Origin of the sequence: Cobetia sp. 2AS, from assembly GCF_029846355.1 — a bacterium.
GTDB lineage: Bacteria > Pseudomonadota > Gammaproteobacteria > Pseudomonadales > Halomonadaceae > Cobetia > Cobetia amphilecti.
In genome coordinates this window covers 386,288-400,495 of record NZ_JARWKQ010000001.1, presented here as the reverse complement: position 1 = coordinate 400,495, position 14,208 = coordinate 386,288, and the positions used below count along the sequence as shown (strand labels likewise).

General features: G+C 63.3%; 11 protein-coding genes. 4 read left to right on the top strand and 7 right to left on the bottom strand.

What is annotated here, in order from left to right; all coding sequences use genetic code 11:
• Positions 1-15: 15 nt before the first annotated feature.
• The 3 genes from lepA to QD356_RS01735 form a co-directional block, all read right to left on the bottom strand.
• Positions 16-1,836 carry a translation elongation factor 4 gene (gene lepA / locus QD356_RS01745; protein ID WP_043331869.1) on the bottom strand — a complete coding sequence of 607 codons (1,821 nt, stop codon included), beginning with the start codon at positions 1,834-1,836 and terminating at the stop codon, positions 16-18.
• A gap of 321 nt (positions 1,837-2,157) precedes the next feature.
• Entirely contained in the window at positions 2,158-3,573 is a 1,416-nt protein-coding gene (locus QD356_RS01740; protein ID WP_043331870.1) for a DegQ family serine endoprotease, read from the bottom strand.
• A 316-nt stretch (positions 3,574-3,889) separates the two neighbouring features.
• Positions 3,890-4,360 carry a SoxR reducing system RseC family protein gene (locus tag QD356_RS01735; protein ID WP_054554989.1) on the bottom strand — a complete coding sequence of 157 codons (471 nt, stop codon included), beginning with the start codon at positions 4,358-4,360 and terminating at the stop codon, positions 3,890-3,892.
• Positions 4,361-4,487: 127 nt separating this feature from the next.
• On the opposite strand from QD356_RS01735, the gene QD356_RS01730 reads away from it, so the two are divergent.
• Positions 4,488-4,733, top strand: a complete 246-nt coding sequence (locus QD356_RS01730; protein ID WP_043331871.1) for a VF530 family protein — start codon at positions 4,488-4,490, stop codon at positions 4,731-4,733.
• A 186-nt stretch (positions 4,734-4,919) separates the two neighbouring features.
• Here the strand turns inward: QD356_RS01730 and QD356_RS01725 are convergent, their stop codons facing one another.
• Both QD356_RS01725 and rpoE read right to left on the bottom strand, forming a co-directional pair.
• Entirely contained in the window at positions 4,920-5,657 is a 738-nt protein-coding gene (locus QD356_RS01725) for a sigma-E factor negative regulatory protein (RefSeq protein WP_107335316.1), read from the bottom strand.
• Between the two features lie 366 nt (positions 5,658-6,023).
• A complete protein-coding gene (rpoE, locus tag QD356_RS01720) occupies positions 6,024-6,626 on the bottom strand; it encodes an RNA polymerase sigma factor RpoE (protein ID WP_043331873.1) in 603 nt (200 codons plus the stop codon).
• Positions 6,627-7,159: 533 nt separating this feature from the next.
• Between rpoE and QD356_RS01715 the strand changes: the two genes are divergently transcribed.
• Positions 7,160-8,248, top strand: coding sequence for a 3-deoxy-7-phosphoheptulonate synthase (locus QD356_RS01715; RefSeq protein ID WP_043331875.1), 1,089 nt, complete (start codon positions 7,160-7,162; stop codon positions 8,246-8,248).
• Between the two features lie 135 nt (positions 8,249-8,383).
• Here QD356_RS01715 and dinG read toward each other — a convergent pair whose 3' ends face one another.
• Both dinG and QD356_RS01705 read right to left on the bottom strand, forming a co-directional pair.
• Positions 8,384-10,522, bottom strand: coding sequence for an ATP-dependent DNA helicase DinG (dinG, locus tag QD356_RS01710; RefSeq protein WP_192838440.1), 2,139 nt, complete (start codon positions 10,520-10,522; stop codon positions 8,384-8,386).
• Positions 10,523-10,739: 217 nt separating this feature from the next.
• Positions 10,740-12,044 (bottom strand): DEAD/DEAH box helicase, encoded by a 1,305-nt coding sequence (locus tag QD356_RS01705; RefSeq protein ID WP_192838439.1) that lies wholly within the window; start codon positions 12,042-12,044, stop codon positions 10,740-10,742.
• A 1,011-nt stretch (positions 12,045-13,055) separates the two neighbouring features.
• On the opposite strand from QD356_RS01705, the gene QD356_RS01700 reads away from it, so the two are divergent.
• Together QD356_RS01700 and xthA are read left to right on the top strand one after the other, a co-directional pair.
• Positions 13,056-13,322: a hypothetical protein gene (locus QD356_RS01700; protein WP_043331879.1), complete on the top strand. Its 267-nt coding sequence runs from the start codon at positions 13,056-13,058 to the stop codon at positions 13,320-13,322.
• Entirely contained in the window at positions 13,322-14,134 is an 813-nt protein-coding gene (xthA, locus tag QD356_RS01695; protein WP_192838438.1) for an exodeoxyribonuclease III, read from the top strand. Before QD356_RS01700 ends, xthA begins: the two co-directional genes overlap by 1 nt.
• Positions 14,135-14,208: the final 74 nt, after the last annotated feature.

The following is a 14,208-nucleotide window of genomic DNA, read 5'->3' as shown; positions in this document are numbered from 1 at the left end:
AGACGGCGGCCTGCCTCAGTCGTTCATCTTGAGCACGGCAAGGAAGGCGTCCTGGGGAATTTCCACCCGGCCGACCTGCTTCATGCGCTTCTTGCCCGCTTTCTGCTTCTCGAGCAGTTTCTTCTTGCGGCTGACGTCGCCGCCGTAACATTTGGCGGTCACGTTCTTGCGCAGCGCCTTGACGGTGGAGCGTGCCACGACCTGGCCACCGACGGCAGCCTGGATCGCCACATCGAACATCTGACGCGGAATCAGCTCTTTCATCTTCTCGACCAGCAGACGGCCGCGGCCATGTGCGTGATCACGGTGAATGATCGCCGCCAGTGCATCGACGCGGTCGCCGTTGATCAGCACGTCCAGACGCACCAGCTTGGCCGCCTCGAAGCGCTCGAAGCTGTAATCCAGTGACGCATAGCCCTTGGAGATGGACTTGAGGCGATCGAAGAAGTCCATCACCACTTCCGCCATCGGCAGTTCATAGATCAGCTGGATCTGGCTACCCAGGAACTGCATGTCGAGCTGAACGCCACGACGATTGACGCACTCGGTGATGACGTTGCCGACATATTCCTGCGGCACGAGGATGGTAGCGCGGCAGATCGGCTCGCGCAGCTCATCGACGTTGGCCATGTCCGGAAGCTTGGACGGGTTGGACACCGGCAGCACATCGCCGTTGTCCATCAGCACCTCATAGATCACCGTCGGCGCGGTGGTCAGCAGATCGAGATTGTACTCGCGCTCCAGACGCTCCTGGATGATCTCCATGTGCAGGGTGCCGAGGAAGCCGACACGGAAACCGAAGCCCAGCGCGTCGGAGTTTTCCGGCTCGTAGTCCAGCGAGGCATCGTTGAGCGCCAGCTTCTGCAGCGCGTCACGGAAGTCCTCGTAGTCATCGGAGCTGATCGGGAACATGCCGGCATAGACCTGCGGCTTGACCTTCTGGAAGCCCGGCAGACGCTCGACCTTGTCGGCGGTCTTGGTGTGCACGATGGTGTCACCCACCGGCGCGCCCATGATGTCCTTGATACCGGCGACGATGAAGCCGACCTCACCGGCGCGCAGCACGCCGGTTTCCTTGCGCTTGGGCGTGAAGATACCGATCGCGCCGGTTTCCCAGTCGCGGCCGGTGGACTTCAGACGGATCTTCTCGCCCTTCTTCAGGGTACCGTCGAAGATACGCACCAGCGAGACGACGCCGAGGTAGTTGTCGAACCAGGAATCGATGATCAGCGCCTGCAGCGGTGCCTCCGGATCGCCCTTGGGCGGCGGAATGTCACGCACCAGACGCTCGAGCAGCGCTTCCATGCCCATGCCGGACTTGGCCGACACCTGACAGGCATCCGTCGCGTCCAGACCGATGATCTCCTCGATCTCCTGGGAGACCTTTTCCGGGTCCGCCTGCGGCAGATCCATCTTGTTGAGGACCGGCAGCACCTCGAGGCCCTGCTCGATGGCGGTGTAGCAGTTGGCCACCGACTGGGCTTCGACGCCCTGGCCGGCATCGACCACCAGCAGCGCCCCTTCACAGGCATACAGCGAGCGCGAGACTTCATACGAGAAGTCGACATGCCCCGGCGTATCGATGAAGTTCAGCTGATAGGTATTGCCATCGTCAGCGTGGTAGTCGAGGGTCACCGACTGCGCCTTGATGGTGATGCCGCGCTCACGCTCGATGTCCATCGAGTCAAGCACCTGCTCCTTGAGCTCACGGTCGCTCAAGCCTTCGCACAGCTGGATGATGCGGTCAGCCAGCGTCGACTTGCCGTGGTCAATGTGGGCGATGATTGAGAAGTTGCGGATATGCTTCAAGGACGGCGGCGTTACGCGTTCGGTCATGGATCACTGCTCTGTATTTGTGCCCGTCTCCGTGAAATCACACGGCCAACACGGGAGACGACGGAAATCGAATTGCACGTATTGTACAGTCCGACCACAAGCGATGATAGAAGGCGTTGCCTTTTGCGCCCCTCCGGCCCTGTCACAACCCGCCTGATCTCGGGTGAGCCGCAGGGCCGCCCGGTAGCAGACGGGGCGCACAGTCGCCCGTGCGCCCCGTCTGCTACCGGAGTGACCGCCGTCCTGCTGGTGGCGGTCACCTTCTGTTGCCTGCGCGCTCGTCGCCCAAGTTCTTGACGCTTGCGTCAGGCGCTGGCGGGATCACTTGTCGCTGTCGGCACGCATGCGCAGTGCGATGTACAGCGGGCGACCATTGCGCACCAGGCGCAGCGAGACCGGACGGTTGGTCGGCAGCTTGGCGACCACATCGCGCAGCGCCTGAACGCTGGTCAACGGCTGCTGATTGAGTTCGACCAGCACATCGCCAGCGCTGATGCCTGCCTCGGCAGCCACGCCCTGCGGGTCGACTTCCATCACGCGCACCCCGTGATCGAGGTTGAGCTCGTTCAAGCTGGCCTTGTCGAGCTCTGCCACCGCGACACCCAGCCCCTGCTTGTCGTCACTGGCCTTGGCGGCATGCGCCTGCTCACTGCCCGGCCAATGGCCGACCTTGGCGGTCAGCGTCTGGCTCTTGCCATCGCGCAGGATGGAGAGCTTGAGCGAATCGCCCGGCGAGCTGGCACCGACCATGCGCGGCAGGTAAGCCGAGCTCTCGACCGCCTTGCCATCGACGGCGGTGATGATGTCACCGCTCTTGAGGCCAGCGGCGGCGGCAGGGCCATCCGGATCAAGATCGGCGATCAGCGCACCGCGCGCACGGTCCAGCCCGAAGGATTCGGCCAGGTCCTTGGAGACCGGCTGAATGACGACGCCCAGCCAGCCGCGATCCACGCGCCCATCGGTCTTGAGCTTGTCGGCGACATCCATCGCCACATTGATCGGAATCGCGAAGCTCACGCCCATGAAGCCGCCGGAGCGGGTATAGATCTGGGAGTTGATGCCCACCACATCGCCATCGAGATCGAACAGCGGCCCACCGGAGTTGCCCGGATTGATCGCCACATCGGTCTGGATGAACGGCACATAGGCGTCCGACGGCAGGGTGCGATCGATGGCGCTGACGATGCCGGCGGTGACGGAATGATCGAAGCCGAACGGCGAGCCGATCGCGGCCACCCATTCGCCGACTTCCAGTGCATCACTGTCGCCCATCGGCAAGGTCGGCAGGTCTTCCGCCTTGACCTTGAGCAGCGCGATATCGGTCTTCTTGTCCTCACCGACCACCTGCGCCTTGAGTTCGCGACGGTCGTTGAGGCGCACCATCACCTCATCGGCACCGTCGATGACGTGGGCATTGGTCATGATGTAGCCATCATCGGAGATGATGAAGCCAGACCCGAGACTGGAGCGCTTCTCGACGCCCCCGCGGCCCGGACCAGGCAGCTGATCACCGAAGAAGCGCTTGAAGAATTCGGGCATCTCTTCGCCATTGGGCCCTCGGAACACCGGCCCCGAGCTGCGCTGGATCTCGGTGGTGGTCGCGATATTGACCACCGCGGGCGCCGAGTCCTTGACCAGCTGGGTGAAGTCGGGCAATTCACGAGCCTGAACCAGCTGGGAGCCCATCAGGGCAGCCATGGCCAAGGCAGGTACCATCAGGCGGGAAAGGGATTTCATCAGTGCGGCTCCTGGTACGTCCTGTCATCACTTGTTATCAGGCGTGCAATCACGCAACTACTGACGATGGCAGCGTCACATCGCTGGCGGCGTCCTTCTCATTGACGTCGAAGCGTCGTTGAAGTTCAGCGATTGGTGCCGCGCTGGACGCAACCATGCGTCGCCAACATCCGACAGGTGCCGATGCCAGCCTGATGCAGACTGACGACGCCACCTGCCGACTACGCAAGTCACTCCCCGATCTGCCGAGAGAGTCGACTACCGCTATCACTTGAGCACGTCATCACTTGAGCACGTCATCATTTGAGCACGAAGGCTACAGCGCCTTGATCGCCATCGCGTCCATGCCGAGACGACGCATCAAGCGCGGCCGGTAGAGTGCCTGGCGCTCAGGGCGCGCGGCATGCCAGCGCACGACCATCAGGCCCGCCGCCAACGAGAGCGCGAAGCCCAACGGCACCGCCAAGGTGCCAGCGCCCGCCAGCTGCTCGGCCACGATCCCCCCCAGCATGCCGCTGACCAGCGGCAGGCCATACAGCAGACCCGCACTGCGCAGAAACGCCGACTCATCGATGCCGATCACCACCCGCTCACCCACCATCGGCAAGTCTTCGCCTGCCGGCACATGGATCAGCACGCGATGCGGCTTGCGACGCGAAAACTGGCTCAACAGGCCGCTGCCACAGCTACTGCGCGCATTGCAGGCACCACAGGTGGAGCGACGCTGGGTCTCGACCCAGACGCCTTCCTTGCCATGCCCCGTGACCTGCCCCTCTTCCTGCATCATCTTGCTGACTCCTGCAAAAACTCGCCGCGCACTGGCGACACATACGCGTAGAATAGCGTCATTCACGGCGGCACTTCACGCGCCTCAGGCCCGATAAGCGCCCACGATACCATCAACAGGAGCCCGCATGAGCGACGCACCCCCATCCACTTCCCGCCTGGACCCGCTGCACGGCGTCACCCTCAAGGCACTGCTTACCTGGCTGGTGGACCACTACGGCTTCGAGACCCTGGGCGAGTTGATTCCCATCAACTGCTTCCTCAGCGACCCGAGCATCAACTCGAGCCTCAAGTTTCTGCGCCGCACGCCCTGGGCACGCGCCAAGGTCGAGGCACTCTACATCCAGACGGCAGATCGCTATCTGCATGACTGAGGCCGAGCGTGGTCACACCGGCAAGTGACGGCGCTGGCCGGATGCGACCAGGTCATGTGGGCGCAACCAGGATATACAGACAACAAAAGAGGGGCAGCCATAGGCTGCCCCTCTTTTGTTGTCTATCCATGCTGCTTTCATCTGCCTTGGCAGCGACGCCAGCGCAAGCCAGTCATCCAGCGAATGTTACTGGGCAACATCCTGCAGGCTGATCCACTCACTGCGCTCCGGCACCGGGCCACGCGAGGAATGCTGGCTCAGGTAAGCCTCGAGCAGACGACGCTGGGCGAGATCCGCCGCGGCGACATTGCTGGACGACATGCCGGAATCATAGCTGCCACTCTGCGGCGCCATGAACATCGGGCGCGAGCTGGAGGGCGTCACGCCGACCTGCATCAAGCCGCTGTTGGCGCCGGGCTGTACCCACTGAGACGCCTCGGCGTTCACCGACGGCTGACTGACCTGACGCACGGTGCCGCCCTGGATGGCTGAACCGCCCTGATTGACGGAAGAGCCGCTGGCAAGCTCTGCACCGCTGTTCACGCCGCCGGGCACCCCATTGTCACCGCCATTGAAGACCTGCACGCCGGTGATCACCATCACCGCGACGCCTGCCGCGATGGCCGCGGAGCCGGCAAAGGAGAACAGGCTGCGGCGCTCGGCCACGGGCGGTGCACTCGCGGGAGCTTCACGGGAGATCAGCTCGACCTCGGCGCTGACCGCCGACGCGATATCCAGAGTGAAGGTGCTTTCACGCTCACGATGCATGGCACTGCGCGCCAGGTGATAGCGGCGCCAGGTGTCTGCAGCCTCAGGAGACTCATCGAGCCCCTTGAGGACACGACGCAGATCCAGCTCGTCACCCTCCGCATCCATCAGCGCGGACAGCGACTCCTTCACGGATTCGGTGGTCTTCAGATTCATGCGTAAATACCCTCACACTCGTCAGATTGAACGACGACTTCAATCTGCACTCCTGGCAACAAATGGCGTCATTCACCATGGCGGCTGATGGCCCGAGCGGGCCAACGGCAAACAGCGTTACTGCGCCGTGGAAGAGGGGCTTTCGTGCCCTGCCCCTCACCACTCACTTTCCAGCGCTCATGCACGCAGTCGCTGAGCTACATGACTACTGAACAGTAAGAACACGCGCCGCACGGATTGTTCCGCCATTCGTTCAGAAAACATTCACTTTAGCTGCAAGATTTCGCCAAGCCACTGAGTTGATTGAATTTAACCAACAAAATTTTTGTGGCTCTTCTCTCACAGGGGCGACGCAGAACAGCGACGTCACTCGACGGCAGACACCGCCGCGGCGGGACTGACCAGCCCCTGGATCGCCTTGTCGACCGCTTCACGTGCGCGGAAGATACGCGAACGCACCGTGCCCACCGGGCACTGCATCACCTCGGCGATATCCTCATAGGACAGGCCATCGAACTCGCGCAGCGTGATGGCGGTGCGCAGGTCTTCAGGCAGCTTCTCGATGGCCTCGAAGACGACCTTCTCCAGCTCATCGCGCGCCATGGCGGCTTCCGGCGTCTCGATGTCCGACAGGCGACCGGATTGATCAACCACCTCGGCATCGCCGATATCCATGTCGGTGCCCGGCGGACGACGGCCCCGCGAGACCAGATGATTCTTGGCCGTATTGATGGCGATCCGGTACATCCAGGTATAGAAGGCGCTCTCGGCCCGGAAGTTGGGCAACGCACGATAGGCTTTGATGAAGGCTTCCTGGGCGACATCCTGCACTTCTGAATGATCGTGTACGTAACGGCTGATCAGGCCGAGAATCTTGTGCTGATATTTCCTGACCAGCAGATCGAAGGCGCGGTTATCCCCTTTCTGGGCGCGCTCGACCAACTGCTGGTCCGTTTCATTGACACTCATTCACTCGCTCCCTCCGCGGGAGTGGAGGCACCGCTTGCGGACTCCACATCAGGAATCCCCGGGGCATCAGCACCTGACAGGAATTGCGACTCGCGCATGCGTTATCCGGCCCCTTTGATATTCGTTGTGATGGATGCGATGCCTGGCGCGGGGCGAAAAAGCGCCCGACGGCCCGCTGACGCGACCAAAATCAACGCACAGTGTTCCTGTTTATCATTTGTACGGCAAGACGCCATGCCGTCAAAGCCTCAGGTTTTGCGTGTTCACTCCCGTCATGACAGCGTTTGGCGACGCTGACACGTCAAAGCGTAAAGATTTCTTTACGATTTACGCTCATCTTGAGTCGCACGAGCCTCAAGTCAGCGCCAGCCAGCTTGACAGTTGATTAAATTTGACCCAAGGGCGCTGACAAGCCGGCATGCAGCAGATACCATGGACGTCATTCAGTACGCACAACACGGATGGCGGGCGCGAAGACGCCCGTCTGACTCTGCTAGCAGCCATGCAGACCGCACACCGCTCAGGACACTGTCATGTCAGAACAACACGTCAACAACCTCAACGTCCTGTCACAGGACGTGCTGATCACCCCCGAAGCGCTCAAGCAGGACATCCCGCTGACCGCCAAGGCCGAAGAGACCGTCATCGAAGGCCGTCGCACCATCCAGCGTATTCTGGACGGTGAAGACCCGCGCCTGCTGGTCGTGGTCGGCCCCTGCTCCATCCATGACCTGGACGCCGCCCGTGACTACGCGCGCCGCCTGAAGGTGCTGGCCGAGGAAGTGAAGGACAGCCTCTACATCGTGATGCGCGTCTACTTCGAGAAGCCGCGTACCACCGTCGGCTGGAAAGGCCTGATCAACGACCCGCACCTCAATGACACCTTCGAGATCGAGGAAGGCCTGCACATCGCGCGCGGCCTGTTGGTCGAACTGGCCGAGATGGGCCTGCCGCTGGCCACCGAAGCCCTCGACCCGATCTCCCCGCAGTACCTGCAGGACTGCATCAGCTGGTCCGCCATCGGCGCCCGCACCACCGAATCCCAGACCCACCGCGAGATGGCCTCTGGCCTGTCGTGCCCGGTAGGCTTCAAGAACGGCACCGACGGCTCGCTGGATGTCGCCGTCAATGCCCTGCAGTCCGTGTCTCACGGCCACAACTTCCTGGGCATCAACCAGGCCGGTCAGGTCGCGATCATCCGCACGCGTGGCAACGCCTATGGCCATGTCGTGCTGCGTGGCGGCAACGGCAAGCCGAACTACGACAGCGTCAGCGTCGCGCTGGCCGAGCAGGAACTGGCCAAGGCCGGCGTCACCGCCAACCTGATGGTCGACTGCTCCCACGCCAACTCCAACAAGGACCCGGGCCTGCAGCCGCTGGTGCTGGAGAACGTCACCCAGCAGATCCTCGAGGGCAATCGCTCCATCATGGGTCTGATGGTCGAGTCGCACATCAACTGGGGCGCGCAGAAGATCAATGCCGACCGCAGCAAGATGGAATACGGCGTCTCCATCACCGATGCCTGCATCGACTGGGCCACCACCGAAGACACCTTCAAGACCATGGACGCCAAGCTCAAGGATGCGCTGCGCGCTCGCCTCGAGCAGCCTGCCGAAGCCTGAGCCAGAAGCCTGAGACCACTGGCTTAAGACCGACAGCATTGGATGAATGAAAAAGCCCCGCCGATTGGCGGGGCTTTTTTGTGGCCGCTGGGTCGGCAGCTGACGGGCCAGCTCTGACCGTTCAGCCCTGACCCATCAGTTCTGACGCACACCATCGATCTCGCGCACGAAGGGCGGCAGTGCCTCGATCAACTGCTGACCGTAACGCTTGGTCAGGATGCGTCGATCCAGAATCGTGATACGCCCTTCATCGGCTTCCTTGCGGATCAGGCGCCCGCAGGCCTGCACCAGCTTGATGGAGACATCCGGCACCGCGATACGCATGAACGGATTGCCGCCCCGCGACTCGATCCACTCCGCCAGCGTCGCACCGACCGGGTCATCCGGCACCGCGAACGGCAGCCGCGTGATCACCACGTGGGTCAGATACTTGCCGGGCAAGTCGATGCCCTCGGCGAAGCTCGCCAGCCCGAAGATGATGCTGCCGCGCCCGCCATCCACCGCCTTGCGATGCTGACTGAGCAGCTCATGCTTGGGCAGACGACTCTGCGCCAGCACCCGCTTGCGGGTCTCGCTGTCCAGCGCCTTGTTGACCGCCGCCAGCTGCTTGCGCGAACTGAACAGCACCAGCACCGCCTCGCGCACATCCAGCGCATTGACGAAGTCGACGATCGCCTGCTCATGCGGACCGGGTGGCGACGGCTCCACCGCCTCGCGCGGGATGGCCAGCACCGCCTTGCCATAATCGAACGGGCTGGGCAGGCGCTGATAGCGATAGCGATTGGCAAGGCCCGCGCGCTCCTGCAGGCGTTCGAAGCGATTGAGCGCCGTCAGGGTCGCCGACGTCAGCACAGCACCGAAACAGGTGCCCCACAGATGGCGTGCCAGCGTTTCCGCGGCCGACACCGGACTTGCCGAGACGGTCATCTCCGGCTCGCCATTGAAGCGCTCGAAGGTCAGCCAGCGCGCATGCGGCGGCCCATCGGCAGGGTCGCTCAGGCCGATGGCCTCCCACAGTGCATGGGCTTCCAGCGCACGCCCGTGCAGCAGGGCCACCAGCGGCAGCCAGTCCTCGGCATTCTCCTTGGGCAGGCCGGTGGCCTTCTCCGGGTCCAGGCTCTCACGCAGGATGTCGGCGATCTGCTCCAGCGCCCGCGACAGCTCCGCAAAGCCCTTGAGCAGGTTGTGGCCCAACTCCTTGAGCGCCTCCGGCGCCTGTCCGCGCTCAAAGCGATGATTGGTGACGTCCTCGCCGGCCCCATTGGGCAGATCCGCCAGCTGATGCCCCAGCCCGAACACCTCGCCCAGACGCGGTTCGATATCCGCCAGTAACTCGGGCATGCGCGCCAGCAGGCGGCCGATGGTCGGCTGACTGCCCAGCGCCGCATTCAGCTCGGTGAGCGACTTCTTGAGATTGCCCAGCCAGCGCAGCGTCTGATTGATCGGCGTGCGGTGGTGGAAGTGATCCAGCGCCTTGTCGGGCAGATGGTGCGCCTCATCGAAGACGTAGATGCAGTCACTGGGCGATGGCAGCACCAGCCCGCCGCCCAGCGAGAGGTCCGCCAGCACCAGGTCATGGTTGGCGACGATGATGTCGGCCTGCTCCAGCTGACGACGGGCACGGAAGAAGGCACACGCCGAGAAGTGGCTGCAGCGGCGATTGGTGCACTGACGGTGGTCCGTAGTCAGACGCGCCCAGTCGCGGTCCTCGACCTGCAGCGGCCAGCTGTCGCGGTCCCCCGCCCACTCACCGCTGGCATAGTCCTCGGCCATCTTGCCGGCCAGCTCCACGAAGCTGCCGCCGTCGCTGGCGATCATGTCGCGCTCGAACAGCGCCATGGTCGGGTTGTCCTCGACACCTTCCAGCGCCTGATCCAGCTTCTGCACGCACAGGTAACGGCGACGGCCCTTGGCCAGCGCATAGTCGAAGGTCAGCCCCGAATGCTTCTTGAGCGCCGGCAGGTCCTGATGCATGACCTGCTCCTGCAGCGCGATGGTCGCGGTCGAGACCACCAGCCGCTTGCCGCGCGCCTTGGCCACCGGCAGCGCGGAGAGCAGATAGGCCAGCGTCTTGCCGGTACCGGTACCGGCCTCCAGCACGCAGACATGCTCGTTGCCGAGGCGATAGCCTTCCGGATTCTGCTCGATGTTGCCCAGGGTGCGCGCGATCTCGGCGATCATCAGCCGCTGCCCATAGCGCGGCGTCAGCTCAAGACCCTCGAGCAACTTGCGATAGGCGCCCTGAATCTCGCCCTTGAGGCTATCTTCCAGCATTGCGTGTCTCTCTCCTCAACTGGCCATCCACCCCTGACCCACGACATCCGGTCGACAACAACTGGCAACTGGCTGCTTGTCGTCAAACGTGCGGGTCATGGAGCGCAAGACGGCGAACAGCCTGAGCTGTCCGCCGTCTTTGCGTGCTACTGCCATCTACCTCGACTGCCCTGCGCGGCCGGCCACCTTTCTGTGACCGGTCGGAGGCAAGCAGGCGTTACAGCAAGCCCTGGGGCGGCTGCTGACGCGGCAGCGTTTCCTGCAGGTAGTCTTCGATTTCCGGCAGCGAGAAGACATCTTCCTCACCGACGAAGCTGATCAAGGTCACATCGCTGAAGCTTGCACGGTGGACGTAGTCTTCCGGCACTTCCGGCAGCGTGAAGTTGATCGCATGGGTCGCGTCCTCGAGTGCGAAGCCACGCCCGGCGACATCGCTGACCACCAGCACCTTGAGTTTGCCGTTGCGGAAGGCCTCATGGGCTTCCAGGCGCTCGGTCTGGGTCTCGGCGCCGGACATCACCGCCGACTCGATACCGGCTTCCTTGAGCGCGGCGTTGATCTTGCGCACCAGCCCACGGCTGTTGCCGAAGACCACGGAGCGCTCCATCTCGCCCTGCTTCACCAGATTGATCAACAGACGCAGCTTGTCATCATCGCTCACGGTGTAGGTCTGCACGGCGTCGTTGTCCGCCGCGATGGCAGCCGTCGCTTCGTGCTCGACCGCGACCTGAGTCGCCTCATGCGTCCACTGCTCGGCCAGCCCCAGCACGTCGGAAGACAGCTCGGCGGAGAACAGCAGCGTCTGGCGCTCTTCGGGACGCGGCGTGGCGCGGATGATGCGCTTGACGTCGGGGATGAAGCCCATCGACAGCATGCGGTCCGCTTCGTCGACCACCAGCACCTCGGCCTCGGAGAGATCGACATCACGCTTGGTGTGGAAGTCGAGCAGGCGGCCTGGCGTTGCGACCAGCAGGTCGACCTTGCGCTCGAGGCGTTCACGCTGCTTCTGGTAGTCCATGCCACCCACCACGCAGGCCACCGAGATGCGCGCAAATTCGGAGAACGCCTTGGCGTCCTTCTCGATCTGCAGCGCAAGCTCACGGGTCGGCGCGATGATGACGGCACGCGGCGCGCCCGGCTTCTGGCCTTCCGGCGCCTTCTCTTCCAGGAAGTAGGCCAGGGTGGCGATCAGGAAGGCGGCGGTCTTGCCGCTGCCGGTCTGGGCACGACCGACCACGTCACCACCCAGCAGCGCCTTCTCGAAGGTCTGGGCCTGGATCGGGGTGCAGTATTCAAAGCCAGCCTTCTGGATGGCACGCATCAGCGGCAGCGGCAGATCGAAATCATGGAAGCGCCACTGGCCGGCGACCGGCGCGACCGGGAACTGATCGAGGTTCCACTTGGACTGGGAGCGACGCGGCTTGCGACGACGACGCTTGGGCTTTCTCGGCTTCTGGTTCGGGTCCTGCGGCTCTTGCTGAGTCTGCTCAGCGGCTGGCTGGGTCTGATCCGTCTCGCTCATGTAATCCGTTCTTTTCAAGGGTTCATATGCGACAGGCGCGGGTCGTTCTCGGAATCTCGCCGTGACAGGCCACACCCGGTTGGTTCGTCATGCCCAGTCGTCTCACCTGGTTCGCCTGACTCGCGCCTGATGCGCGGTAGTCTCGGGCTGCATGCGCCTTTACCGGATTGGGAGCCATCCCCTGCCCTTCTGCGGCAACACCCCCTGGGTGCGCGTCTCCGAGGCCACGCAGGCCTCGGGTGCAGAAGGACACGAATGCTCTCACCTGTTCTTGACGGATTCACGCATCCAGCGCTCCCCTGCCCGAATGTTCGGCAAGGGACTGGAGCGGACGTCTGCCATGAGGCTCTGCTCACGTGGCACCGGTCATGTCATCGCCGGGCTCACGCAACGGACAGGCTCATGGGTCGCCACAAGGACGGCCGATACTGCGTGTCGGTCGAAAGGGCTTCTTCATCGGGCGGGCATCAGGCTGCCGGGCAACCTTGGCCACGCCACGGGACAGTTCGCCGCCGCCCGTCTGTCTATCTGTCTTGCTGTGTGGGCCGGGGCGGCGTACCTGCCAGGGTCATTCAGTTAACACTCATATATTGCATATTGCATGTCGCTGGCACGGGCAATGGCAGCAAGACTGGCGCGTCCGGCAAGCCGTTGTCTCTGACATGCGTGAGGGGAAGCGCGCCCCGAGGGGCAGGCGACCCGCCATCGTGCATGAGACACAAGGCGTCGGTTCAAGCGGCCAGTCACACACCTCACCTGCGGGCAGCGACGATAACGCCGACATATTGTACCAGCCCGCCGGCGTCTTCGCGCCCCTGCATCATGACGCACTCGGCGCGAGACATCCTCGCGTGCACGACACGCGATGCTTCTCACCACGACGCCCCTCATGGCACCCGCCCCATGCAGGCTGGTAGAATGCCCGACAACTGATGCGGTTGCCCGCGTGCCGCGGCCTTGCCGTGCGACTCAAGGCTGGCGACTGCCGACACCGAACAGGAAAGCCCGAAGATGACACGTAGAAAGAAGAGCCGCTCCATCGCCGACAAGGTGCAGATTCGTACCGGCCGCCGCAAGGACTTCAAGAAGTGGCGCGCCGAGAACCCGGACCAGGTGCATTCCGGCCCACGTTACGTGGCCAAGAAGAAGGACCAGCGCAAGTCCCAGGCTGCCGCCAAGCTGGAACGCATGAACGCGGCGCCGCTGTTGCCGCTGCACCCTGATGCGCCGGCAAAGGAAGACAGCTCCTCCAAGGATGATGGTGGAGGCGAAGCGTGATGCGCCTGATTTCCTTCAACATCAACGGCATCCGTGCGCGCCCGCATCAGCTGGAAGCGCTGATCGAGACCCATCAGCCGGAAGTCATTGGCCTGCAGGAAACCAAGGTGCAGGACAGTGAGTTCCCCCACGCGCACATCGAGGCGCTGGGCTATCACGTGGTGTGGCACGGCCAGAAAGGCCACTACGGCGTCGCGATGCTGACCCGTCAGGTGCCGAAGAAGGTGCACTACGGCATGCCGGATGACGACGAGGATGCCCAGAAGCGCATGATCGGCGTCGAGATCGACGGCCCGAACGGCGAGCCGCTGATCGTCTACAACGGCTACTTCCCCCAGGGCGAGAATATCGAGCACCCGGTGAAGTTCCCCTACAAGACGCGCTTCTATCAGCAGCTGTTCCGCCTGCTGGAAGAAGACCACCAGCCCGAGCAGCATGTGGTGGTGATGGGCGACTACAACATCTCAGCCACTGACCGCGACATCGGCATCGGCGAGCCCAACCGCAAGCGCTGGCTGCGCGAAGGCAAGACCAGCTTCCAGCCCATCGAGCGCGAGTGGATGGAACGCCTCTACGCCTGGGGCCTGACCGACAGCTTCCGCCACGTGCACCCGGAAGCCGATGATCAGTTCAGCTGGTTCGACTACCGCTCGCGCGGCTTCGAGCGTGAGCCCAAGCGTGGTCTGCGCATCGACCTGATCATGACCAGCCCCGGCCTGACTCCGCTGATCAAGGATTCCGGTGTCGACTACGCGCTGCGCGGCATGGAAAAGCCGTCGGATCACGCCCCGGTGTGGACCGATATCGGCTGATACGCTGAGCAGCGCCAGCGCGAACACGATCGCCAGACACGCAAACGCCGCCTTTCCCGTCTCAGGACGATCAG